Here is a 24,133-nt window from a genome sequence, read left to right on the forward strand (position 1 = left end):
GTCAACATGTGCCACACATATATCCTAGCCCTCCCGCTGTCACCGATCAGCATGCGGTTTCAGTGTCTAACCGGTTACACTCGCCAACTTTCTGCCCTTGTCATGGATACCTGCCAATGCCCCGCCTGTTGACCGCCGCCACCGAGAGCTTTCCCACCGCCCGCGTGTTCAATATTTCCCGCGGCGCCAAGACGTCCGCCGAGGTGGTCACCTGCACGCTGACCCATGACGGCCACACCGGCCGCGGCGAATGCGTGCCCTACAAGCGCTATGACGAGACTGTCGAGGGCGTTCTGGCCGACATCAAGGCCATGACCGCGGCGATTGCCGACGGCATGACCCGCGCCGATCTTCAGAAGGCGATGAAAGCCGGGGCTGCGCGGAACGCGGTTGATTGCGCCCTGTGGGATCTTGAGGCCAAGATGAACGGCGAGCGCGTGTTCTCCCGCGCCTGCCGGGTCCCGCCGCGGCCGGTCCCGACCGCCATGACCATTTCGCTCGGCACACCCTCCGACATGGCCGACGAGGCCCGGGCCCATGCTTCTCATCGCATCCTCAAGGTCAAGGTCGGCACCGCCGACGACCGTGCCCGGATCCACGCGGTGGCCGGCGCCGCGCCTCAAGCGGAGATCATCCTCGACGCCAACGAGGGCTGGACCGAGGACAACATCCGGGCCCACATGCTGGTGGCCGCCGAAATGCACATCTGCCTGATCGAGCAGCCGCTTCCTGCAGGAAAGGACGAGATCCTCGGCCATATCCCGCACCCGGTGCCGATCTGCGCCGACGAGAGCGTCCACACGATCGAGGATCTCGATGAACTGGCAAAGCGATACGACGCCATCAACATCAAGCTCGACAAGACCGGCGGCCTGACCGAGGCGCTGCGCATGCGCGATCGCGCCCGCGAGCTGGGTTTCGGCATCATGGTCGGCTGCATGGTGGGGACCTCTCTGGCCATGGCGCCCGCCGTGCTGCTGGCCCAGGATGCGGACTGGGTGGACCTTGACGGGCCGCTGCTGCTCGCGCGTGACCGCAGTCCCGGCCTGGTCTACTCGCGCTCGCTGGTCTCGCCGCCCTCAGCCGAATTGTGGGGATGAACGGGCTCCTGCCGCATCTGTCGGTCGCTGGCGAAACAGATTGTCCGAAGTTTTGAAAGTCCGGCATTTCCATTCACCCCGTCCATGCGCTAAACCCGATTGTCTGCAACGGGGGGAAGCCGGCATGACAGGCCTCATCATCGCCGCGACGCGCGCCGGACCGTGTAGCCCGTGGCGACAGACTCTCCGATCGGGCGGCGAAGCTTTCGCTTCCGGGCATTTTCACGGGACCGCATGAGAACGGACCTCCAAAACACTCAAGCCGGGAGGGTCTCGCCATGACCGCCAAGGACACCAAGCGCACATCCGCACCCAAGCCTGCCAGCGGCGAATTCGACGAAAGCGCGCTGTTTTATCACAAGTATCCCCGCCCCGGTAAGCTTGAGATCCAGGCCACCAAGCCGCTCGGCAACCAGCGCGACCTGGCGCTCGCCTATTCCCCCGGCGTGGCTGCCCCCTGCCTTGCGATCCGCGACAACCCCGACCTTGCCGCCGACTACACCGGCCGCGCCAACCTGGTCGCCGTCGTTTCCAACGGCACCGCCGTGCTCGGCCTCGGCAACATTGGCCCGCTGGCCTCCAAGCCGGTGATGGAAGGCAAGGCGGTGCTGTTCAAGAAATTCGCCGGCATCGACGTCTTCGACATCGAGATCGACGCGCCCGACGTGGACCGCATGGTCAGCGTGATCTCGGCGCTGGAGCCCACCTTCGGCGGCATCAACCTCGAGGACATCAAGTCGCCGGAATGCTTCGAGGTCGAGCGCCGGTTGCGCGAGGTCATGGACATCCCGGTCTTTCACGACGACCAGCACGGCACCGCCATCATCGTGGCGGCCGCCATCCTCAACGGCCTGGAACTGGCCGGCAAGGACCTCGCCGAAGCCAAGATCGTCACCTCCGGCGCGGGGGCCGCGGCGCTGGCCTGCCTCAACCTGCTGGTCACCCTCGGGGCGCGGCGCGAGAACATCTGGGTGCACGATCTGGAAGGCCTCGTCTACGAGGGCCGCGAAGTGCTGATGGACGAGTGGAAGTCGATCTACGCTCAGCCCTCGGACAACCGCGTTCTGGCCGATTCCATCCATGGCGCCGACGTCTTTCTCGGCCTCTCCGCCGCTGGCGTGCTGAAGCGGGAGCTGCTCGTGCAGATGGCCGAACGGCCGCTGATCATGGCGCTGGCCAATCCCTCGCCCGAAATCATGCCCGACGAGGCGCGTTCGGCGCGCCCCGACGCCATGATCTGCACCGGCCGCTCCGACTTCCCCAATCAGGTCAACAATGTCCTGTGCTTCCCCTACATCTTCCGCGGCGCGCTGGACTGCGGCGCGCGCACCATCAACGAGGAGATGAAGATGGCCGCCGTCCGCGCCATCGCAGCCCTCGCGCGCGAGGAGCCGTCCGACATTGCCGCACGGGCCTATTCGGGCGAGACGCCGGTCTTCGGCCCGGAATACCTCATCCCCTCCCCGTTCGACCAGCGGCTGATCCTGCGGATTGCGCCCGCCGTCGCCGAGGCTGCGGCCGAATCGGGCGTTGCCCGCCGTCCGATCAGCGACATGGGCGCCTACCGCGACCAGTTGACCCGCTTCGTGTTCCGCTCCGGCCTGATCATGAAGCCGCTGTTTGCCGCGGCCAAGCAGGCCGCGCACAAGCGTGTCATCTTCGCCGAAGGCGAGGACGAGCGTGTCCTGCGCGCCGCCCAGGTGCTGCTCGAGGAAGGCATCGCCGAGCCGATCCTGATCGGCCGCCCCGCCATCATCGAGACCCGGCTCGCTCGCTTCGGCCTGAAGATAAGGCCTGGCAGCGATTTCGAGGTCATCAATCCGGAAGAGGATCCGCGCTTCCGCGACTTCGTCGATGAGTATTTCGCCATCGTCGGCCGCAAGGGTGTGATCCCCGAGGCCGCGCGTACCATCATCCGCACCAACTCCACCGTTATCGGTGCGCTCGCCGTGCGACGCGGCGAGGCCGATGCGCTGATCTGCGGTCTCGAAGGCCGCTACGCCCGCCATCTGCGCGATGTCTCGCAAATCATCGGCAAGGCTGAAGGCGTGATCGACTACTCGGCGCTCAGCCTGCTGATCTCGCAGCGCGGCGCGACCTTCTTCACCGACACCTATGTGTCGATGACTCCGACCGCGGAGGAAATCGCGGAGACCACCATCATGGCCGCGCAGGAGATCCGTCGTTTCGGAATCACACCCAAGGCGGCGCTCGTCTCGCACTCGAATTTCGGCTCGCGCGATTCCGACTCCGCCAGCAAGATGCGCTGCGCGCTGGAAATCATCCGCAGGCAGGCGCCGGATCTTGAATGCGACGGCGAGATGCACGGTGATTCAGCGATTTCGGAGCTGTTGCGCCGCCGCGTCATGCCCGACTCGACCCTGACCGGCGAGGCCAACCTGCTGGTGTTCCCGACGCTCGACGCTGCCAACATCACGCTGGGCGTGGTCAAGACCATGACCGACGCACTGCATGTGGGGCCCATCCTGCTCGGCACCCGCCTGCCCGCCCACATTCTCTCGCCGTCGGTGACCTCGCGCGGTGTCGTCAACATGGCGACGCTGGCGGTGGTGGAGGCCTCCTTTCCCGCCTGACGGCTTGGGGTTAAGGTAAACATGCGGTAGGGTTTGGCTGTTAGATCTGGTGGGGTTAGATTGATCCGGACCGGCGGGCTCAACTGTTGCCGCCGGCATGCCGATCCTGATGCACCGTTGGAGTCACCATGCGCAGCCACTGGGTTCAGATCGTGACACTGCTGCTGGCCGGGCTGATGGCGAGCCCGGCGGCAGCGCAGGGCGCCGGCATCTGCACCCGCCTCCAGGCGCAGCTCGCAAGCCTGTCCACCGGTCCGGGTACATCGGCGGCCTACCGCCGCTACGCCGAGGCGGTCGCCAAGCAGGATCGCCAGCTGGACAAGGTCCGCTCCGATCTGATGCGCTATGGCTGCTCGTCCGGCAGCCTCGTCGCCCAGGGTGGCCGCAACGCGTCGGGCTGCCTGACGCTGGAGCGGGCGCAGACCCGGATGCAGGCCAATCTTCGCGCGCTTGAGCGCAAGCGCGATTCCTTCGGCGAGCGCGGCAATGGAAGCGCCAGGCGCCGGATCGACGCGGCCATCAAGGCCAATGGCTGCGACGGACCCGCCGACGTTACCCGCACCGCCGCCATCCAGGGCATTCGCGACGCCCGCCGCGCCGCGCGCAGCCCAGGCCTCGTCGCCATCCTCGGCGACAGCGGCGGCAGGGTCAGGGAAACCCGCTCCACCATCATCATCGAACCGCACGCCTCCGGAAGCGGCGGGTACCGCACATTGTGCGTGCGCAGCTGCGACGGCTTCTTCTTTCCCATTTCCTCCGCCGCCTCGCCGAACGATTTCGCCCGCGACGAGCGCACCTGCCGGATGATGTGCCCGGGCACACCGGCCGAACTCTACTATCATTCTGTTCCCGACCAGGAGAGCGAGGACATGGTCTCGGCGCGCGACAACGAGCCCTACACCGAGCTGCCGACGGCATTCGCCTACCGCAGCACCGCCAAGCCGATGTCGCAGGCCTGCAGTTGCAACATGGCAGCCTTCTATCAGGAGATGCAGCGTCGCGAGGCCATTCTCAACGGCACGCAAACGGAGGCGCCGGTCACCACCTGGGTGCGGCCGTCGGCGCGGCCCGATCCGGGCGAGGATCCCGAGACCAACGCCAACCCGGACGCCGAGCTGTCCGGCTCCGATATGGCCGCCGTCGCCGCCGCCAGCCAGGGCGAGCGCCCGCTCGACACGCAGAGCCGCCCCGTCCGCGTCGTCGGCCCGCAATTCCTGCCCGACCAGTCCCAGGCGCTCGATCTGACGCAGAACACCGACCGCATCTTCAGGTAACGGGCCCGCCTGCGGCGTCGCGCGCAAGCGCCCGGCGCCGCACGATCAGCATCAGCCCGCAGGCGATCAGCGCATAGATCCCCATGGCCGCGATCTGGGCCGGATAGGAGACGCCGCGGTCGATGAGCCACCCCGTCAACCCCGGCCCCATGGCCGTGGCGAACACCAGGAATGCCACGATCACCGACCGGATGCTGCCCAGGTGCCGGGTGCCGTAGAGCTCTGGCCACAGCGAGCCGAACAGTGTCGAGGAGAAACCGTAGGACACGCCCATCAGCGCCATGAAGGCGTAGGCGCCGTAGGGGCTGTCGGTGGCGGCCAGCACCAGGCACGAGGCCGACAGCGGCAACAGGAAGGTCGGCAGCAGCCGGACGGCCGAGAACCGGTCGATCAGGGCGCCCGAGACCAGCGCGAAGATCACCGTCATCGCCGACATCAGCACGAAGGAACCGGCAAACACCTCCGGCGCCCAGCCGCGCAGTTCACTGAGATAGACCTGGTGGAAGAACACGGTGGTGCCGATGAAGCCCGGAGTGAGCACGCCCATCAGCGCCAGCCAGAACAGCGGATCGGCCAGCACCTCGGCGCGCGTCCACTCCCGCGTCGCCGTGCGCCGCTCCGGCCCGTCGCTGAGCCGCGGCGTTCGCGCCACCCGCATCAGCGAAAAGACAACCGGCAGCGCCAACACGATGAGGAACGCCGCCGCCAGCAGCCATGTCGAGCGCCAGCCGAGCGCCGCGGCGGCGAGCACGAACAGGATCGGATAACTGGCCTCGCCGGCCTGGTGGCCCAGCGTTGCCAGCGACACGGCGCGGCCGCGCTGTCCCGAATACCAGCGCCCCATCGCCGTCATCGAGATGTGCGTCATCATCCCCTGCCCGAACAGACGCAGCGCATAGATGGTCAGTCCCAGCCAGACGATGTTGCTCGCCAGCGACATCGACACGGTGGCGAGAGCCAGCGCGGGGATTGTGCAGGCCGCAACGGTCGCGATCGGATAGCGGTCGACCACCTTGCCGAGCTGCGGCAGCGTCGCCGCGCTCGCCAGCGTCGCCAGCATGTAGAGCCCGCCGAATTCGCCGTTCGACAGGTCGAATTCGCGGCGGATGTCGCCCGCCGACAGCGAGATGAAGAAGGTCTGGCCGAAGGAGGAGAAATAGGTGAGCAGGAACCCGCCGGAAAGCCAGCGGGCGTTGTCGCGCAGGAAGAAGAAGAAGGGCATATGTTCAATCCGGCTTAAGAATGTTAGCCTGCACGCAAATATTAAGTGAGGCGGGAGGGGAAAATGTCGCGCGTTTTCATTTTAAGTGTCTTTCTCGCAATTGGTTATCTTTCCGCGATGGGAGTGGTGATCGCCGAGGACCCGCCCCAAGTTCCAATCGAAGTCGGCACCCATCCGGACAACTCGCGGTTTGCATTTCTCGATATACTTGATTCCGACAGCCGATCGAAACAATTCGCCGATCTGCGCACGAAGCGTTCTGATATCACCCGCAATATATTCCGGTTTGAACAGAATTTGAGGGAAGCACAGGCCAGCGCCGAAAGCCTGCAAAAAGCCATCCAGGAGTTTAAAGCGAGGCCTGACTATGCTTTTCCTCCCTATACATCCATATCATCGACGTCAAAAAGTGAGTTGGATCGGCAAACGTTCGAACGGGAGCAAGAAATCAACTCCTTTGAGGCGGCAATCGCTCAAGTAGACCGTGATATCGCTGCGTTGCAAGCGCGACCCACCCCGGATCCCGATGAGACACAGGCTCAGATCCGGGATCTCGAGAACCGCAAACTCAGATACGCCGATTCCAACAAGATAGCACTCGCAAAGATTGACTTCGAAATTGAACGAGTAAAAAAATCAATCCAAGAGAACAGCGAAATCCAAGCCCAATTTGACCAGCAGGCTGCCGAAAGGGAAAAAGAATCCAAAATTAGCCTGGAAAAGCTGGAATCGGAACTCAGTGCCAAAACGAACGAAGTTGCCTCACTCAAGGAGACGATTTCCCACTCCCAAAGCCTACTCGATGTAATCGACGCGGAGATCGTGAGCCTCATCGACCTCAGCGACGCTGACAGTCAATTCAAAATTACTATCAGCATGACATTCGCATTTTTGGTACTGGCTATTATTCTCGGATTTTTTTACATCGCCAACAGCAGCAGTGCCATAATTGAATCAATTTTCTCCAATGATTCCGGCATTCAATTCATAACGCTGTTCTCGATTGTAATCGCCGTTATCTTGTTTGGAATTATCGGCGTCCTCGAGGGCAAGGAACTCTCGGCATTGCTCGGCGGGCTTTCAGGTTACATTCTTGGAAGGGGCGCCAACAACCTGCCGCGCGACGGAAACAGGCCCGAAACCAAGCAGAGACCGCCTACAATTGGCAATCAGCCGACCACGTCCGAGACAACACCACAGCCTGCTCCGCCAGCCGGTACAGGCACTGGCATCGGTGGGACCTGAAAGGACTCTGGTCTAACGGTCCCGGTACCGGTTGGTGATCGGGTATCTGCGGTCGCGGCCGAAATTCTTCCGCGTGATCTTGACGCCGGGCGCCGACTGGCGGCGCTTGTATTCGGCGATGTAGAGCAGGTGCTCGATCCGGTGCACGGTCGCCACGTCATGGCCGCGGGCGACGATCGCATCGGTGCCCATCTCGTTTTCGACCAGGCATTCGAGAATGTCGTCGAGATCCTCGTAGGGCGGCAGCGAATCCTGGTCGGTCTGGTTGGGGCGAAGCTCGGCCGAAGGCGCCTTGTCGATGATCGAGACCGGGATCACCTCGCCCGACGGCCCCAGCGCACCGGCCGGCACATTTGCGTTGCGCCAGCGCGACAGGCCGTAGACCTGCATCTTGTAGAGGTCCTTGATCGGGTTGAAGCCGCCGTTCATGTCGCCGTAGAGGGTGGCGTAGCCCACCGACATCTCGCTCTTGTTGCCGGTGGTCACCACCATCGAGCCGAACTTGTTGGAGATCGCCATCAGGATGGTGCCGCGGGCGCGGCTCTGCAGGTTCTCCTCCGTGATGCCCTCGTCGGTGCCCTCGAACATGTCGCCGAGCGCCGTCAGGAAGCCCTGCACCGGCTCCTCGATCGCCACCACGTCATAGCGGCAGCCGAGCGCCCGGGCGCAGGCCTCGGCGTCGGCAATCGAGGTCTCCGCCGTGTAGCGATAGGGCATCATCACCGCGCGCAGCCGCTCCTCGCCCAGCGCATCGACGGCGAGTGCCGCACACAGTGCCGAATCGATGCCGCCGGAAAGCCCCAGCACCACATTGCGAAAGCCGTTCTTGTTGACGTAGTCGCGCAGGCCGAGCATGCAGGCGCGGTAGTCGGCCTCGTCGCGATCCGGAATCACCGACATCGGACCGTCCGTGCAGGCCCAGCCCTCCGGTCCGCGCTTCCAGGTTGTCACGGCGATGGTCTCTTCGAACTGGCTCATCTGGAAGGCAAGACGCTTGTCGGTGTTGAGCGCGAAGCTGGCGCCGTCAAAGACCAGTTCGTCCTGGCCGCCGACCTGGTTGGCGAACAGCAGCGGCAGCCCGCTCTCGATCACCTGCCGCATTGCCACCTGATGACGGATATCCACCTTGCCGCGATAATAGGGCGAGCCGTTGGGCACCAGCAGCAGTTCGGCGCCGCTCTCGGCCAGCGTCTCGCACACTCCGAGATCGCCCCAGATGTCCTCGCAGATCGGAATCCCGAAGCGGACGCCGCGAATGGCCACCGGTCCGGGCATCGGTCCGGGGAAGAACACCCGCTTCTCGTCGAACTCGCCATAGTTCGGCAGATCCACCTTGTCGCGCATGGCGATGACCTCGCCGGCATCGAGCACGGCGACCGAGTTGTGTCGGAGCGCCCCGTCGGAACGGGGAAAGCCGATGATCACCGCCGGCCCGCCATCGGCGGTGTCGGCGGCGAGCGCCTCCACCGCGCGCGCGCAGGCGGCGAGAAAGGCCGGCTTGAGCACCAGGTCCTCCGGCGGATAGCCGCACAGGAACAGTTCGGTGAACAGCACAAGGTCCGCGCCCTGGCGTGCGGCATCGGCCCGCGCCTCCCGGGCCTTCGCCAGATTGCCGGTGACGTCGCCCACCGTGGGGTTCAGTTGCGCCACCGCAATGCGCAGGACGTCGGGTGTGTTCGAAAGATCGCTCATGAGTCTGACTTAGCGCGTGGCGCGAACCTTCGCAATGTCGCCGGCACCTCTCCCGGACCGGCAAATCGTCACTCCTGGCGAACAGATCAGTGGAACCTTACGCCCATTTGAAGGGTTCATCTGGCGTTCATGACGATTATGTGACAGTTGGACGACACTTTTGTAAAACTCTTTTTCACTTCGGGAGACCGCATTGGTCGAGCTCGTTTCCAGGCTGGGAAGACCGGTGGCAGACTATGCCCTGGCGCAGGAGGAAGCCCTGCGCCGCTTCGGCATGGCCGCATGGCGTGTGAGCAGCCGGCTGTCCATCACGCTGCTGCTCGCCCTGATGACCCTCATGCTGACCGAATGGCTCGCCCGCGGCACGCTGTCGGGATTTTCCGACTATCTGCTCTCGCCGACCCGTCCGGGCGGGGTGGCCCTCATCGTGCTCGCGCTTCTGTTCGTCGCCACCGACACGCTGTTTGGACGCGACCACCTCTCTGCCGTGATTCTCCTTCCGATGGCGCTGCTGCCGGCCTTCCTGTCCATGCAGAAGCAGCAGTATCTGTCGGACCCGCTGTATCCGAGCGACATGCTGTTTGGTCACCAGATCGGCGAACTGGTTCCCGTCATCTTTGCCACGCGCCCGCTGGCCTCGATCTGCCTGATCGCCGGCACCCTCGCGCTCCTGCTGCTTCTGGGCTACCTCTTCGTCCTCGGCAGGCGTCACCTGCCGACCCTCTCCACAACTTCGAAGCTTGTTCGGCTGGCAGTCACCCTGCCGCTGATTGCCGGCTTCCTGTCGCTGATGGGCACGAACGGATCCTCCTATGTCCGCGACCGCCTCAACATCATTCCGATGATGTGGGACCAGACCGAAAACTACCGCCACAACGGCTTCTTGCTGGCCTTCGCCATCAACCTGCCGATGGCCAACATTTCCGTGCCCCAGGACTACGGCGCCGAGGCCATCGCCGGAATCACGCCCGACGCGATGCCGGCAGGCCTGCTCGCCGGCCGCGATGCGGATGTCATCATCGTCATGAGCGAATCGCTGTGGGATCCCACTCGACTCTCGAAGACGACGCTTTCGCCCGATCCGATGCCGACCATCCGCGCCAATCAGTCGGGCCATATGTTCTCGCCCGAATTCGGCGGCATGACGGCCAATGTCGAGTTCGAGGCCCTGACCGGCTTTTCCAACGCCTTCCTGCCCTATGGCAGCATTCCCTATCAGCAGTATATCCGTCGGCCGCTGCCCTCGCTGGCCACGTTCTTCTCCTCCAAGGGCTATGTCACCCGCGCCTTTCATCCGTTCCAGAGCTGGTTCTGGAACCGCGGCAACGTTTATGACGCGCTCGGTTTCGACGGCTTCGAGTCGGAGGAGAACTTGCCGGAGATGGACAAGCGCGGCATGTTTGCCTCGGATGAAGCGTTGACGAAGGAGATCATCCGCCAGGCCGATGCCACGCGGGACCCGTTCTTCTTCTTCGCCGTCACGCTGCAGGGCCATGGCCCCTACGAGAAGAACCGCTATGCGCGCAACACGATCGACATCCGCTCGGACGTGCTGACGCCGTCGAGCCGCGACAGCGTCGCGACCTTCGCCCAGGGCGTTCGCGAGGCCGATGACAGCCTCAAGGCGCTGATGGACTGGGCCAAGACCCGGCACCGTGAAACCATCATCGTGCTCTTCGGCGACCATCTTCCGCCGCTGGGGACCGCCTACACCGAAACCGGCTACATGCCGGACGTGGTCGCCACCCGCAAGGCATCGGTCGGCGTCATGAAGCGCGAGCACGAAACGCCGCTGGTCGTCTGGTCGTCGAAGCGCGGGCTGCAGAAGGACATCGGCTCGGTCAGCCCGTCGCAGCTTCCCTATCATGTGGTGCGGCTTGCCGGCTATCGGCATCCCTTCTACACCGGCGTTCTCGGCGGTGTGGCCGAGCGCTATGCCATCATCGACCGCCACCAGCTGGTCGACCGCGACGATCGCGCGCAGCCGGACTGGTCCACCTCGGGCGCTGCGATCGACCCGCTGATCCGAGACTATCGCTACTTGCAGCACGATCAGATGTTCGGCGACGCGTTCGGCACCGCACGCTTCTTCCCGGAACTCACGGAGCGGGCCGGCGCGGCCGGAAGCTGAAACGACTGCCGCGGCAGCGCGTGCTCCGACGACGGGAATCCGCATCCGCACGGGACACCGCGACCGAGCGGTGACTTCTGTCGCCGCTCCGCGGATGGCGCCTCAAATGCCTTTCGCCCGCCAGCGTCCGTCGCCGGAAAGCTTGCAGCGGTTTGGCGAAGACGACATGCCCAAGCAAGAAGCGGAAAACCGCCGGGCGCGTCAGTCCAGATTGCGCGCCGCCTCGTCCTGTTCCTCCGCCAGACCCACGACCCGGCCGTCGGCGGCGGTCGACGCAGCGGCGACCGGCGCAGCGGTGGCCGTCGGGATCCTGGCGGGGATGGCGGCCCCGGGCGCGACCGCAGTACCTCCGCCCCCGCCGCAACCCGGCAGGACGACGATCGCGACGGCAAGCAGCAGCAGGGCCGCAGCGCGGCGAGGATTTGGAAATCTCATGACCGCGATCTTTCGCAGGAGCCGCTGAACATCCGGTTAAGCCGCCAGTCGCCGCGCCGGAATTCCCTGACGTCTCGCCAGCCCGTCCGGCGCTGCTCAGCGGCCACTTTGCCCGCTGCGGGGAGCCGAATGTCTCAGGCCGCGGCGTCGAACCGCCACATCGCCATCGACAGCACGCCGAACTCGTTGGAATCGTGCAGCTGTCTGGCGATGAATGCCTCGCCCGCCGCCCCCATCGCCGCATAGAGCGGCAGGAGGTGCTCGTCGGTGGGATGGTTGCGTTCGGCGAACGGCGCCTGCCGGCGGTAATCGAGCAGCGCCGTGCTGTCGCCGGCTGCAAGCCGCCCATTCATCCAGTCGACAAAATCCGTCACCCACGGCTGCACCGCCGGATCACGGTTGCCCTGACGCAACGCCACGAACGCCTCGCGCAGATTGTGGGTAAAGGAACCCGATCCGATCACCAGCACGCCTTGGCGGCCGAGACCGGCCAGCGCATGGCCGAGCCGCAGATGGTAGTCCGGTCCGGCGCGCGGATCGACGGAGACCGCCACCACCGGTATGTCGGCGTCGGGATACATCAGCTTTAGCGGCACCCAGACGCCGTGATCGAAGCCATGCCCGCTCACCGGCTGCGAGTGAAAGCCTTGCGCCACGAGGCTGTCGACGATGGCGGTCGCCAGGCCGGGGTCGCCCGGTGCCGGATACTGCATCTCGTAGAGCTCCTGCTGGAAGCCGCCGAAATCATGGACGGTCTGCGGCTTAGCGTCCGCCAGCACGGCAGTGCCGCCGCTGACCTCGAAATGGGCGCTGACCACGACGATCGCCTTGGGCCGCGGCAGGTCGCCGGCCGCCCTGCGCAGGAACGCCGCCGCGCTTGTGTCGGCGATCGCCGTGTCGGGCGAGCCGTGGGAGATGAAGAGCGACGGCATCGCCGTGGCGTCGGTTGCGGGTACTGCGCTGGGGTCGGACATGATCGGATCTCCTGTTGCAGCCAACATAGGATCGTTGTTCCGTTCACAAAAGCACGCATTTTGGCGACATGGCGTTCAGGAATCGGCAACAGCTCGGAGCATTTCCAGTCCCCCGGCCCTGATCGCCATCCGACCGCCCGCGGTGGGCCTACCCGTCAGCCACCACGATGCCGGGCGAGCCCCTGGCATATTGCGGCAGGCCGTCGGTGATCTCGTAGAAATCCGCCTTGTCGTCACAGAAGATGTGTTCGGCCATCGCCAGGCCGGTGGGCTGGTCGAAGCTGCCGGCCAGCACCGAGGTGTAGTCCTCCCGGTCGTGCTTCCAGAACAGCGCCGAGCCGCAATGCCGGCAGAAGCCGCGGCCCGCCTCCTGGGATGCCCGGTACCAGGTGACGGCGTCCGCCCCTTCCACCGTCAGCCGCCCGTCGGCGACATTGGTGGCAGCGTAGTGAAGCCCGGTCTGGCGCCGGCACTGCGAGCAGTGGCAGGCGACCACTGCGCGCAGAGGCCCTCGTGTGGTAAAACGAACCGCACCGCAATTGCAGCGTCCGGTCCGCAGTGTGTCGTCGCTGTCGGTCATGTCGGTCTCCCGTCTGAACCGGCATCATCGCCATCGCCGTCACCAACGCAAGGCCGGATCGCGACATCGGGTTTTCGCACGGTGCACAACACCCGCCGGCTCTCCGGCCCTTGCCTTGGCACGGCCTTCATGCTGCAAGATTCCGGGAAATGCGATGACACGGAGCAGCCGATATGGATCGAAGCGCTGGCGAGTTTCCCGATTACGGACTGACTCCCGAAGGGCGCCGCATCGCGGTGCGCGGCCACTGGTATGAATATCCCGGCATGGACGGCGGCCGTGGCGAGATCTGGTGCTATTCCGACCGCATGTCCTATTTTCCGGGCGACCGGGTCACCCTGTTCGTCAGTTCCACGGCCTCCAGCTTCGATCTCGACATCCTGCGCGACGGCGGCCTGGAGCTTCCGGTCGCCTCCTTCAACGGCATTCCCTGCGGCTGGCAGGAGACGCCGGACCAGTGTTCGGTCGAAGGCTGCGGCTGGCAGCCCTCGTTCCAGTTCACCGTCGAGGACGGCTGGATTTCGGGCGCCTACCGGCTGACGCTGACCGCCCGCGGCCGCGACGGCCCGATCCAGTCCCATCACCTGATCATCGTCTGCCCGACGCCGGGGCCCAGGCCGGGCCGCATCCTTCAGGTGGCCGCCACCGGCACCTGGACCGCCTACAACACCTGGGGCGGCTCCAACGCCTATCAGGGCATCACCGGCGAGACCCGCGACCAGTACGCGACGTCGGTCTCCACCCAGCGCCCCTGGTGCCGGGGCTTCATCGTGCTGCCCGAGGACGCGCCAAGAGTGCCGCTCGATGTCGAGACCCCGCCGGCCACTGCCCCCCGCTACCCGCACATGGAATGGGCCTATGCCACCGGACATTCGAAGAAATACGCCTCCGCCGGCTGGGCCAGCTATGACGGCCATTTCTTCCGCTGGGCCGAGCGCGCCGGCTACGGCATCGACCTCATCAGCCAGCACGAACTGCAGTTCCGGCCCGACCTGATCGCCGACTACGATTGCGCCGTCTTTGTCGGTCACGACGAATACTGGACCTGGGAGATGCGCGACACTGTGGATGCCTTTGTCGACCGCGGCGGCTTTGCCGCCCGCTTCGCCGGCAATTTCATGTGGCAGACCCGGCTTGAGGACGAGGGCCGCCGCCAGGTCTGCTACAAGTACCGGGCGCGCGCCGAGGACCCGGCCTGGCTCGACGGCGACCGCACCCGCACCACCGATTCCTGGGAACTGCCGGCCATCGGCCGCCCGGGCGCGCAAACCTTCGGGCTCAACGCCACGCGGGGCCTCTATGCCGGCTGGGGCGGCTGCGCCCCGCGCGGCGTCCGCGGCTTCCCGGTCTACCGGCCGGAGCACTGGGCCTTTGCCGGCACGGGCATCTACTATGGCGATGTGCTGGGCGGCGAAAGCCACATCTTCGGCTATGAGGTCGACGGGCTCGACTACATCATCCGCAACGGCCTGCCCGAACCCACCGGCGAAGGCTCGCCGCCCGAAGGCCTCGAGATCCTCGCCCTCGGCCTGTCGTCGCAGGTCGAGGAAAGCGACGACATCGCGCTCGAGGACCAGTTCCTCGCCGACGAGGACGGCCGCTACATCGCCGACGTGCTGCATGGCGCGCCCAGCGACGAGAATCTCCAGAAGGTCAAGCGCGGCGCGGGCATGATCGTCAGCTTCCGCCGCGGCCGCGGCGAGGTCTTCCATGCAGGCTCGACCGAATGGGTGGCGGGGCTCGAGCGCCGCGACGAGATGGTGGAAAAGGTGACGCGCAATGTGCTGGATCGCGGACTGGGCGGGATGCGGTGACACCCCCTGTCAGCTCCCTGTCTTACCGACCCTTTCGAAACTGATCCGGAGCCTCGTTCCCGTCGCCTCGGCGAAGCGCTTGAGCGTCCGGGTCGAGGGCATGGAGCGTCCGCTTTCGAGCCGCGCCACCGCAGCCTGGGTCGTTCCCATGGCCAGCGCCACCTGGTCCTGGGTCATGGTGGCCTCGGCGCGGGCCCTGATGAGCGCCTCGGCCAGCGCGAATTCGTCCTCCATCCCGTCATAGGCGGCGACAAACGCCGGGTCCTTCCGCCACTCGGCGAAACTCTGATCGATGGGTACGGGGCTGTACTTCATTTGACCTCCTTGGCTCGCGTCAACGCGGTCTCGATATCCCGGCGCGGCGTCTTTTGCGACTTCTTGGCAAACACATGCAGGATGACGATCCGATGCCCGTGTGCCGTGACATAGGCGGCTCTGGCGATGCCGTCGCGACCCTTCATCCGCATCTCCCACACCGGCCCTTCGAGATGCCGGACATAAGGCTCGCGAACGGCTTCCAGCCCATGCGATTCAATCAGCTGAACGATCCGGACAAATCGTGCGCGGATGTCAGCGGGCAGATCATCAAGCGCTGCCGCGACCTTTGGCGAGAAGAATTCCACCCTCCAGCTCATCCTGCAAATCTAGCAAATCATACCATTTTTGCAATAACGACTTGACCTCCGACCACAAGGCGACGTGGAAACCGCCCTCTCGACGCAAGATTCCGCAGCCTGACCAGGACGCAGCGAACCTGCCCGCTCGTTGCCGTCACCATTCTGGCATCAAGTCCGCCGTCATCCCGGCCTTGAGCCGGGATCCGGAAAGCGAGCGTCCGCGAGCGGAAGACTCTTTCGACGGACGCAGTCAAAGAGTCTCTCACCACGCCGACGCGCGGTGGCTGGATGCCGGATCAAGTCCGGCATGACGGGCGGAGGGGGCGGCGCCACCCTTCACCCTCATCCTGAGGCGGCCGCGCAAGCGGCCCTCGAAGGGCGAGGGTGAAGCCACCCATCTTGCCGCAATCGCCATCCGCCGCACAGGCCTCGACCCGGCATCCAGCAGGCAAGCGTCCGCGAGCCGGATGACGCTTCGGGAGACGCAGTCAGGGAGTCTCTCACCGCGCCGACGCGCGGTGAGAGACTCCTTTTCGAGCTGACCCACCAGCAGTCCCCCGGCTCTCCCGCTGGATGCCGGCTCGGGGCCGGCATGATGCGAAAAATCATCATCATCCCAAACGCAAGAATCAGAAACATGAACCGTCTGCAACAGAACTCAAGACGGCGAAACACTCACCAGCCCCGAACGCAAAAAACACCGGGAAAGTCTCCTCTCCCGGCGCTTCAAGTCGTTGACTCAATCGCTCAGCCAGATGGCTTAACCGTTGACGGCGATTGCCTTTTCGGCGTCGCGGCCGCCCTTCATGCGCTCGGCCACCAGGAAGGCGAGTTCGAGCGCCTGGTCGGCGTTGAGGCGCGGGTCGCAGTGGGTGTGGTAGCGCTCGGACAGGTCGTCGCCCGACAGCGCGCGGGCGCCGCCGGTGCATTCGGTGACGTTCTTGCCGGTCATCTCGATGTGGATGCCGCCCGGATGCGTGCCCTCGGCGCGGTGGATCTGGAAGAAGGAATCCACCTCCGACAGGATGCGCTCGAACGGCCGTGTCTTGTAGCCGGCCAGCGAGATCGTGTTGCCGTGCATCGGATCGCACGACCACACCACCTTGCGGCCCTCGCGCTCGACGGCGCGGATGAGCTTGGGCAGATGGTCGGCGACCTTGTCATGGCCGAAGCGGGCGATCAGCGTCAGCCGTCCCGCCTCGTTGGCGGGATTGAGGATGTCGATGAGCCGGATCAGCTCATCGGGCTGCAGCGACGGGCCGCATTTGAGCCCGATCGGATTCTTGACGCCGCGGCAGAACTCGACATGGGCATGGTCGGGCTGGCGGGTGCGGTCGCCGATCCAGAGCATGTGGCCCGAGGTGGCGTAGAAGTCGCCCGAAGTCGAGTCGTTGCGGGTCATGGCCTCCTCGTAGCCCAGAAGCAGCGCCTCGTGACTGGTGAAGAAATCGGTCTCGCGCAGGCCGGGATGGTTTTCCGGCGTGATACCGATGGCCTTCATGAAGTCCATCGTCTCGGAGATCCGGTTGGCGAGCTTGTCGTAGCGCTCGGCCTGCGGCGAATCCTTGACGAAGCCCAGCATCCACTGATGCACGTTGTCGAGATTGGCGTAGCCGCCCTGGGCGAAGGCGCGCAACAGGTTGAGGGTCGCCGCCGACTGCCGGTAGGCCATGATCTGGCGTTCCGGATCAGGGATGCGCGACTTCTCGTTGAACTCGATGCCGTTGATGATGTCGCCGCGATAGCTCGGCAGCTCGACATCGCCCTGGCGCTCGACATTGGACGAGCGCGGCTTGGCGAACTGGCCGGCAATGCGGCCGATCTTCACGACAGGCTGCTGTGCGCCGAACGTCAGCACCACGGCCATCTGCAGGAAGACGCGGAAGAAGTCGCGAATGTTGTCGGCCTCGTGCTCGGCGAAGCTCTCGGCGCAATCACCGCCCTGCAGCAGGAAGCCTCGGCCTTCGGCGACATTGCCCAACGCAGATTTCAGCCTGCGCGCCTCCCCTGCAAAAACCAGCGGCGGAAACTTGGCCAGACGGAGTTCGGTTGCCTTGAGCGCGTCCGCATCCGGATAATCGGGAACCTGCTGGATCGGCTTGTTGCGCCAGCTCGTCGGGGTCCAATTCTGTGCCATGTCACTCACCTGTTTCACGCGCCAGCCGGCTCCGTGCCGGCTGCGCTCTCCCTAGTTTGCGGCGGCTTATAGCGGGTATGAGCCCGCGTGAAAACCCGGAAACGATTCGTCGCGCGCGAAGCTTCCCTGCCGGCATTGTTCGCGTCAGGTCCCGGAGATGGGGGTTTCGGCCCCGCCGGTCAATGCGGTGCCGAACAGGAGCCGTTCCTCGTCGCTGAGAATGACATTGCGCGGATAGCGCGGCTCATGCCGGTCGTCATGGATCGGCGTGTGGAACTCGTCCGTCTCGGCGATGAAGCGACGGACGCCGTCGGGACCGAATTCGCGGTGAAAACCCTGCAGCACCGCGTCGAGGTAGGAGCCGAGGATGGCGTGCCCGCCCGGAAGCTCGGGGAGCTCGGCGCGCGCCTCGTAGACATAGAGCGGACAGCCTGGGAGCGCCAGCCCTGGCGCCAGCTGCAGATCCTCTGCGGCGATCTCGCGGCGATGGTAATGCGCCTCGCGTGCGTCGACGGCGCCGAGATTGAGCCTGCGGTCGAACACCAGCAGGCCGTCGATCGCCGCACCCTGCGCCCGACCCGCGGTCAGCAGCGACGGTCGCGGCCCGTCCGGCCCGTCCTCGACACCCGTCGAGCCGATATCGGGCTGCGCCCGCCAGTACCGCCGCCAGCCCTTGAGTCGCGCCGGCCAGGCGGCGACGATCTCTGTGCGCAGCGTCGCCCGGTTGACGAGCGAGCCATAGCCGAAATAGCCGATGAGATCGCCTGTCCGGGCAAGGGCATGAAGGTCGGGTTCGGGCTGGTCTGCGGGCAAGGACTGGCTTTCTCTGGCTGAGGTCGGATCTGCGGTATCGCACCCGGAATGGGCGAAATGGTGACATATGTCAAAACCGCGCGCCGATTTCGCGGCTCGGATCGACCTTCCGCCCTTGCCGTTCTGCAATTCGCTTGCCGGAAATGCCGCGAAATAGCTACAAACAGCCGTCACAAAGCGTTCCTCCAACCGGGGCAATTCCGCATGTCATTGATCGCCGACATCACCCGCGAACTGCGCTCGACCTTCGAGACGCGCGCAACCCTGCCTCTGGAGTGGCGGCGCGGCCAGTTGCTGGCCCTCAAGGCGATGATCGAGGAGAACGAGGCCGACATCTTCGCCGCCCTTCGCGCGGATCTCGGCCGCTCCGACGCCGAGACCCGCATGGTCGAGACCGGCACCGTGCTTTCCGAGATCAGCCATGTGCTGTCGCATCTCAAGGCCTGGATGCGGCCGCGGAAAGTGTCGACGCCGCTCTCCAACCAGCCCGGCCGCAGTTCGATCATCTCCGAGCCGCTCGGCGTGGCGCTGATCATGGCGCCCTGGAACTACCCGTTCTATCTCGTCTGCATGCCGCTGATCGGCGCGATCGCCGCCGGCAACTGCGCCGTGGTCAAGCCCTCGGAGATCTCGGCCGCCACCTCGCGCCTGCTCGCCCGCCTGATCCCGGCCTATCTCGATCCGCGCGCCGTCCGTGTCGTCGAAGGCGACGCCGAGACCGCCAGGGAATTGCTCGAGGAGCGCTGGGACCACATCTTCTTCACCGGCGGCGAAGCCGTGGGCCGGCAGGTCATGGCCGCGGCAGCCAGGCACCTGACGCCGGTGACGCTGGAACTCGGCGGCAAGAGCCCCACCATCGTCGAGCCCGATTGCGACCTCGCGACCGCCGCCCGGCGCATTGCCTGGGGCAAGTTCCTCAATGCCGGACAGACCTGCGTCGCGCCCGATTACGTGCTGGTGCATGAGTCGGCGGCCGACGAACTGGTTACCCGGATGAAGGCCGAAATCACCGGCTTCTTCGGCGCCGACCCGAAGGCGAGCGCCGACTATGCGCGCATCGTCAACGACCGGCATTTCCAGAGGCTCTCCGGCCTGCTCGGCGACGGCCATGCCGAGTGCGGCGGCGAGACCGAGCCCGCCTCGCGCTACATCGCGCCCACCGTGCTGACCGGTGTCGATCCCGCCTCGCCGGCCATGCAGCAGGAGATCTTCGGCCCGCTGCTGCCGGTCATCCCCTACTGCTCCCTCGACGAGGCGCTTCAATTCGTCAACCAACGTCCCCGGCCGCTGGCGCTCTATCTGTTCTCAAACTCGGGTGTGACGCGCGACCGGGTGATCGACGAGACCAGTTCCGGCGGCGTCTGCGTCAACGACGTGGTGATGCATCTCGCCGTCCCCGGCCTCCCCTTCGGCGGCGTCGGCCCGAGCGGCATGGGCGCCTGCCACGGCCGCGCCTCCTTCGACACATTCAGCCACGCCAAGTCGGTGCTGGCCAAGTCCGAGCGCTTCGACGTGCCGCTGCGCTACCCGCCCTTCTCCGCGCTCAAGACCCGGCTGATAAAACTGGTCGGCGGCTAGGGCCTTTTGCTGGAACGGACACTCGCTGCGTCCTGCGCCCCGGGTCATCTTGATGCATGTCAAGGCCTGACCGCGGGCGTGAGCTAAAGTCGAACTGCGCCACTGCCCCGTGGCAAACACCGGACCGAGACACGATGCCCGACCAGATCCATATCATCTGCCCCTCCTGCCGGGCGAAGAACCGCATCCCGGCAGCCCGGCTCGGCGGCAGGCCCACTTGCGGCGCCTGCAAGGCGCAGTTGTTCCCGGATGCGCCCTTCGAGCTCGACGAGGCCGGGCTCGACCGGCATCTCAAGGGCGACGAGATCCCGCTGCTGGTCGATTTCTGGGCGCCCTGGTGCGGGCCGTGCCGGATGATGGCGCCGGCCTTCGCCGAGGCATCCAGACAGGTGGCGCCGCTGGCCCGCTTCGCCAAGCTTGACACCGAACAGCATCAGCGCGTCGGCGCCCGCTTCCAGATCCGCGGCATTCCGCTGATCATCCTGTTCGACAGGGGCCGCGAAACCGCCCGCCAGACCGGCGCCATGAACGCCGGCCAGATCGTCCAGTGGGTGCGGCAGCAGGTGTAGAGGCGCGGCGCGCGCATAAATTGGCAGGCACCACCAGCTTGATGGATAGGAGTCAATCCGAAACCTGTGGTTACTTACCAAATAAAACGCAATTCTTCTTGACTTCAGTCAATACTCGGACTCACCTGTGATTGTATCTTGGTGAGAACCCCGATGTACGCAATCATCCGTACCATCATTGTCTTCACTCTATCAGCGACTCTTGTCGCTGCTCAGCCGCTGATCGATGACGAAGCCCGACTGAAGGCCGTCACCGAGGCTCTGTTTGCTCCCGGACGTAATTTACTGGATGTCAAGCTGGCGGTCGACGCGCTTGTTGACCCCACGAGCAATCCTGCGGCGGTGGCAGTCGAAGTCGACAGGATGACCCGCGACATTTCCACCGTCGCCGGCCCCCTCGCGCCTGCTCAGGACAAGCTCACCGCTCTCCGCCGCTATCTCTATGAGCCGGGCGAATGGAACGGCCAAAACCCATTCCGGTATGATTTCGACGATCCGCTCGGCGACAATCCCGAAAACCGTTCGTTGCAACGCTATCTGGCGACGCGGCGCGGCAACTGCGTCACCATGCCGATCCTGTTCGCGGTGCTTGGACAGCGCCTCGGCCTGGACATGACATTGGCGGAAGCGCCGCTGCATCTTCTGGTCAAATACACGGATGAAGCTGGCGCGGTCTGGAACCTCGAAGCGACGAGCGGCGGCGGCTTCACCCGTGATCTCTGGTACCGGCGAAAATTGCCGATGTCGGACGAGGCGGTGGCGAACGGCATCTATCTGAGGCCCCTTTCGCATGCGGAAGCCACGGCGGTCATCGCCAGCTTTCTGGTCGAGCATTATCTCGCCGTCGGCGAGTTCGAACAGGCGGTTGCCGTCGCCGACGTGCTCCTTACCCACTACCCCCGCTTTGCCTATGGACAGGTCAAGAAGGGCAGCGCCTATGCAGGCATGCTGCGGCGTGAACTCGAGGGCAGATATGCCCGGATCGAGGATATTCCGCCTGATCTGAAGGCCAAGGCTGACAAATGGTATCGAGAGAATCTTCAGGCTTTTGCAAAGGCCGAGGCGTTGGGCTGGCGGCCCGAGGACGGTCAATCGCAATAGCAATTCTGTGAGACGATAAAGGGGAAAGGCAATGACGAAATCCACATTGAAGGGCAGCTTCAATGCGCTCGCCCGCGCCCTCTCGGTGCTGCTCATCGCCGCCATGATGACCGTCACCTTCGGCGAGGCCGCCAATGCGCGCTTCATCTCGCCCGACACGATGGACCCGACGCAGCCGGGCGTCGGCACCAACCGCTATGCCTATGCCGGCAACGATCCGGTCAACAAGAGCGACCCGAATGGGCATGTAATCGAGACTGCATGGGACGCCGCGAACGCCGCCTGGGGCTGGAAATCTGCATATGACAATTGGCAGGCAGGCAACTATTTCACGGCATCCATTGACGCGGCCGGCGCCACCATCGATTCCGTGGCTGCGGGAGTACCATTTGCGCCCGGCGGCGCCACGACAGTTATTTCAGGTGGCAAGAAGCTTGGCGGGATTGTCGGAAAATGGGCCAATTCGCTAAGGAGCCAAGGATATCAATTTCACCACATAGCGCCCAAAAGCCTGTCAAACCATCCCGCCATTGCATTGACGGGCTTCGACATGGAAAAGATGGGCAACAGGCTTGCGCTCCCGAGCACTCCAGGATTGCATCCCACCCGAACCGTTCACCAGGGCAGACATATTGATAAATATGTTGATCATTTCGAGGAGGTATTAGACCGCGTAGTAGCTGACATTAAAAGCGGAAGGATAACTCCTCAACAAGGCCGCGAGATCATCGAAAAGGCAGTTACGCGAGAACGCAAAGATCTGAAAGATGGCAACCGAATGCTCAATCAGGCCAGCGTCTATGGCAAGAACGCGTCAAAGGCCGACGATACCAAGTCAGGTGGTGGTGAGAACCCCAATGCCGCGAACAGTCCTTCCAAATCGCCACACCTCGAGTAAAGCAACGGAGAATAGGATGCAAAGCTGGATTTGGGCTATTCCGCAACCGGAAGGCGGTAAGCCTTGCGCGCATTATTCTCACGGGAAAGTGCGCATTGAGGCCTATGAAATCAAAGAGGATGCCCCGCTCACCGTAACTCGACCCGATGACATCATCCTGAATATCGGGCGTCGGTCACTCAAGCGGCTGGACGGATACCGTTGCCTGCCGAACGTTATCCGCACCCCTCTGCTGGATGAGCCGCTGTCAGGCATCGTCAGCCGGTTTGCCGGCGCGGATGTCCAGTATCTCCCCGCCACCGTCGAGGCGCGGGATGGAGTGACAACCCGCTACCGGCTCGCCCGTCCGCTGGTGCACTTGCCCTGCCTCGATCCGGACCGATCCGATGTATCATGGGTGGTGCCCGGGGAATCGGTCGCGATGGCCCGCCATATCGAGTTCCGGCCCGGCTGTCTCGGCGACAGGCACTTCGTCCGCGACAGCTATACGCATTTCACCGTCGTCTCCGAAGCGTTGAAGGACGCGCTGCTGGAGACAAGGGATCCGGGCCTGTTCTTCATCGAGCCGGAGAACTACTATCCGATCCCGTTTTGACGATGCCCCCCGATGCCTGCTCTGAGCGGTCGGGGATGATTTGAAGTGACCTTGTCCGCCGGTGCCCGCCGCCCTGAGCGCCGCCTCGAAGATCGTGCAGTTGCGCTCGATCACGTCGCGGGCGACACGGGCGGGCTCGCCGTTGACGGTGTCGCCAACAGTCCTTCCAAATCGCCACACCTCGAGTGAAGCAATGGAGACCGTGATGCAAAGCTGGATATGGGCAATTCCGCGACCGGAAGGCGCCAAGCCCTGCGCAGACTATAGTGATGGGAAAGTCCGTATCCATTCCTATGAAATCAAGGAGGATGCCCCGCTCACCGTATCCCGACCCGATGACATCATCCTGAATATCGGGCGTCGGTCACTCAAGCGGCTGGACGGATACCGTTGCCTGCCGAACGTTATCCGCACCCCTCTGCTGGATGAGCCGCTGTCAGGCATCGTCAGCCGGTTTGCCGGCGCGGATGTCCAGTATCTTCCCGCCACCGTCGAGGCGCGGGACGGTGTGACCACCTGCTACCGGCTCGCCCGTCCGCTGGTGCACTTGCCCTGTCTCGATCCCGACCGATCCGATGTATCATGGGTGGTGCCCGGGGAATCGGTCGCGATGGCCCGCCATATCGAGTTCCGGCCCGGCTGTCTCGGCGACAGGCACTTCGTCCGCGACAGCTATACGCATTTCACCGTCGTCTCCGAAGCGTTGAAGGACGCGCTGCTGGAGACAAGGGATCCGGGCCTGTTCTTCATCGAGCCGGAGAATT

21 protein-coding genes are annotated in these 24,133 nt (G+C 64.6%); 12 read left to right on the top strand and 9 right to left on the bottom strand.

Translation table 11 applies throughout. From position 1 onward, the window contains the following. Positions 1–116 precede the first annotated feature (116 nt). The 3 genes from dgcA (at position 117) to DFR52_RS05655 (ending at position 4,968) form a co-directional block, all read left to right on the top strand. The gene (gene dgcA / locus DFR52_RS05645) at positions 117–1,100 is read left to right on the top strand and encodes an N-acetyl-D-Glu racemase DgcA (RefSeq protein ID WP_110030875.1); all 984 of its coding nucleotides are present in this window, start codon (positions 117–119) and stop codon (positions 1,098–1,100) included. A gap of 278 nt (positions 1,101–1,378) precedes the next feature. Then, complete coding sequence (locus DFR52_RS05650) at positions 1,379–3,694, top strand: NADP-dependent malic enzyme (RefSeq protein ID WP_110030876.1); 2,316 nt, start codon at positions 1,379–1,381, stop codon at positions 3,692–3,694. Positions 3,695–3,822: 128 nt separating this feature from the next. Further along, positions 3,823–4,968, top strand: a complete 1,146-nt coding sequence (locus DFR52_RS05655; RefSeq protein WP_110030877.1) for a DUF2865 domain-containing protein — start codon at positions 3,823–3,825, stop codon at positions 4,966–4,968. Here DFR52_RS05655 and DFR52_RS05660 read toward each other — a convergent pair. After that, positions 4,961–6,190, bottom strand: coding sequence for an MFS transporter (locus tag DFR52_RS05660; RefSeq protein ID WP_110030878.1), 1,230 nt, complete (start codon positions 6,188–6,190; stop codon positions 4,961–4,963). The genes DFR52_RS05655 and DFR52_RS05660 overlap by 8 nt on opposite strands. Positions 6,191–6,253: 63 nt before the next feature. Between DFR52_RS05660 and DFR52_RS05665 the strand changes: the two genes are divergently transcribed. Continuing rightward, the gene (locus DFR52_RS05665) at positions 6,254–7,435 is read left to right on the top strand and encodes a hypothetical protein (protein ID WP_110030879.1); all 1,182 of its coding nucleotides are present in this window, start codon (positions 6,254–6,256) and stop codon (positions 7,433–7,435) included. Between the two features lie 12 nt (positions 7,436–7,447). Here the strand turns inward: DFR52_RS05665 and DFR52_RS05670 are convergent, their stop codons facing one another. After that, the gene (locus DFR52_RS05670; protein ID WP_110030880.1) at positions 7,448–9,127 is read right to left on the bottom strand and encodes an NAD+ synthase; all 1,680 of its coding nucleotides are present in this window, start codon (positions 9,125–9,127) and stop codon (positions 7,448–7,450) included. A gap of 274 nt (positions 9,128–9,401) precedes the next feature. Here DFR52_RS05670 and DFR52_RS05675 point away from each other — a divergent pair, with 274 nt between their 5' ends. Then, entirely contained in the window at positions 9,402–11,258 is a 1,857-nt protein-coding gene (locus DFR52_RS05675; protein WP_110031152.1) for an LTA synthase family protein, read from the top strand. A gap of 201 nt (positions 11,259–11,459) precedes the next feature. Here DFR52_RS05675 and DFR52_RS05680 read toward each other — a convergent pair whose 3' ends face one another. The 3 genes from DFR52_RS05680 to DFR52_RS05690 form a co-directional block, all read right to left on the bottom strand. Further along, a complete protein-coding gene (locus DFR52_RS05680) occupies positions 11,460–11,693 on the bottom strand; it encodes a hypothetical protein (protein WP_110030881.1) in 234 nt (77 codons plus the stop codon). A gap of 134 nt (positions 11,694–11,827) precedes the next feature. After that, positions 11,828–12,667: a DODA-type extradiol aromatic ring-opening family dioxygenase gene (locus tag DFR52_RS05685; RefSeq protein ID WP_110030882.1), complete on the bottom strand. Its 840-nt coding sequence runs from the start codon at positions 12,665–12,667 to the stop codon at positions 11,828–11,830. A 148-nt stretch (positions 12,668–12,815) separates the two neighbouring features. Continuing rightward, on the bottom strand, positions 12,816–13,247 hold the full coding sequence (locus tag DFR52_RS05690; RefSeq protein WP_110030883.1) for a GFA family protein: 432 nt from the start codon (positions 13,245–13,247) through the stop codon (positions 12,816–12,818). A gap of 173 nt (positions 13,248–13,420) precedes the next feature. On the opposite strand from DFR52_RS05690, the gene DFR52_RS05695 reads away from it, so the two are divergent. After that, positions 13,421–15,061: a N,N-dimethylformamidase beta subunit family domain-containing protein gene (locus DFR52_RS05695; RefSeq protein ID WP_110030884.1), complete on the top strand. Its 1,641-nt coding sequence runs from the start codon at positions 13,421–13,423 to the stop codon at positions 15,059–15,061. A 9-nt stretch (positions 15,062–15,070) separates the two neighbouring features. Here DFR52_RS05695 and DFR52_RS05700 read toward each other — a convergent pair whose 3' ends face one another. The 4 genes from DFR52_RS05700 to DFR52_RS05715 all read right to left on the bottom strand — a co-directional run bounded on the left by DFR52_RS05700 (position 15,071) and on the right by DFR52_RS05715 (position 18,628). Continuing rightward, entirely contained in the window at positions 15,071–15,376 is a 306-nt protein-coding gene (locus DFR52_RS05700) for a helix-turn-helix domain-containing protein (RefSeq protein WP_110030885.1), read from the bottom strand. Then, positions 15,373–15,684, bottom strand: a complete 312-nt coding sequence (locus DFR52_RS05705; protein ID WP_342587887.1) for a type II toxin-antitoxin system RelE/ParE family toxin — start codon at positions 15,682–15,684, stop codon at positions 15,373–15,375. The genes DFR52_RS05700 and DFR52_RS05705 overlap by 4 nt, the downstream gene beginning before the upstream one ends. 754 nt (positions 15,685–16,438) lie before the next feature. Continuing rightward, on the bottom strand, positions 16,439–17,815 hold the full coding sequence (locus DFR52_RS05710; RefSeq protein ID WP_110030887.1) for a class II 3-deoxy-7-phosphoheptulonate synthase: 1,377 nt from the start codon (positions 17,813–17,815) through the stop codon (positions 16,439–16,441). A 144-nt stretch (positions 17,816–17,959) separates the two neighbouring features. After that, a complete protein-coding gene (locus DFR52_RS05715) occupies positions 17,960–18,628 on the bottom strand; it encodes a gamma-glutamylcyclotransferase family protein (protein WP_110030888.1) in 669 nt (222 codons plus the stop codon). Positions 18,629–18,832: 204 nt separating this feature from the next. Between DFR52_RS05715 and DFR52_RS05720 the strand changes: the two genes are divergently transcribed. From DFR52_RS05720 to DFR52_RS05745, 6 genes are all read left to right on the top strand, one after another. Next, the gene (locus tag DFR52_RS05720; RefSeq protein ID WP_110030889.1) at positions 18,833–20,206 is read left to right on the top strand and encodes an aldehyde dehydrogenase family protein; all 1,374 of its coding nucleotides are present in this window, start codon (positions 18,833–18,835) and stop codon (positions 20,204–20,206) included. Between the two features lie 134 nt (positions 20,207–20,340). Beyond that, entirely contained in the window at positions 20,341–20,775 is a 435-nt protein-coding gene (gene trxC, locus DFR52_RS05725) for a thioredoxin TrxC (RefSeq protein ID WP_110030890.1), read from the top strand. A gap of 153 nt (positions 20,776–20,928) precedes the next feature. Then, entirely contained in the window at positions 20,929–21,876 is a 948-nt protein-coding gene (locus tag DFR52_RS05730) for a transglutaminase family protein (RefSeq protein ID WP_110030891.1), read from the top strand. Between the two features lie 31 nt (positions 21,877–21,907). Further along, positions 21,908–22,774, top strand: coding sequence for an AHH domain-containing protein (locus DFR52_RS24425; RefSeq protein ID WP_158284866.1), 867 nt, complete (start codon positions 21,908–21,910; stop codon positions 22,772–22,774). A 16-nt stretch (positions 22,775–22,790) separates the two neighbouring features. Next, positions 22,791–23,369, top strand: a complete 579-nt coding sequence (locus DFR52_RS05740; RefSeq protein WP_146215542.1) for a hypothetical protein — start codon at positions 22,791–22,793, stop codon at positions 23,367–23,369. Between the two features lie 61 nt (positions 23,370–23,430). Beyond that, the coding region (locus DFR52_RS05745) for a hypothetical protein (RefSeq protein ID WP_158284867.1) at positions 23,431–24,133 on the top strand (703 nt) is incomplete at its 3' end.

The sequence above is a fragment of the Hoeflea marina genome, from assembly GCF_003182275.1.
Taxonomy (GTDB): domain Bacteria; phylum Pseudomonadota; class Alphaproteobacteria; order Rhizobiales; family Rhizobiaceae; genus Hoeflea; species Hoeflea marina.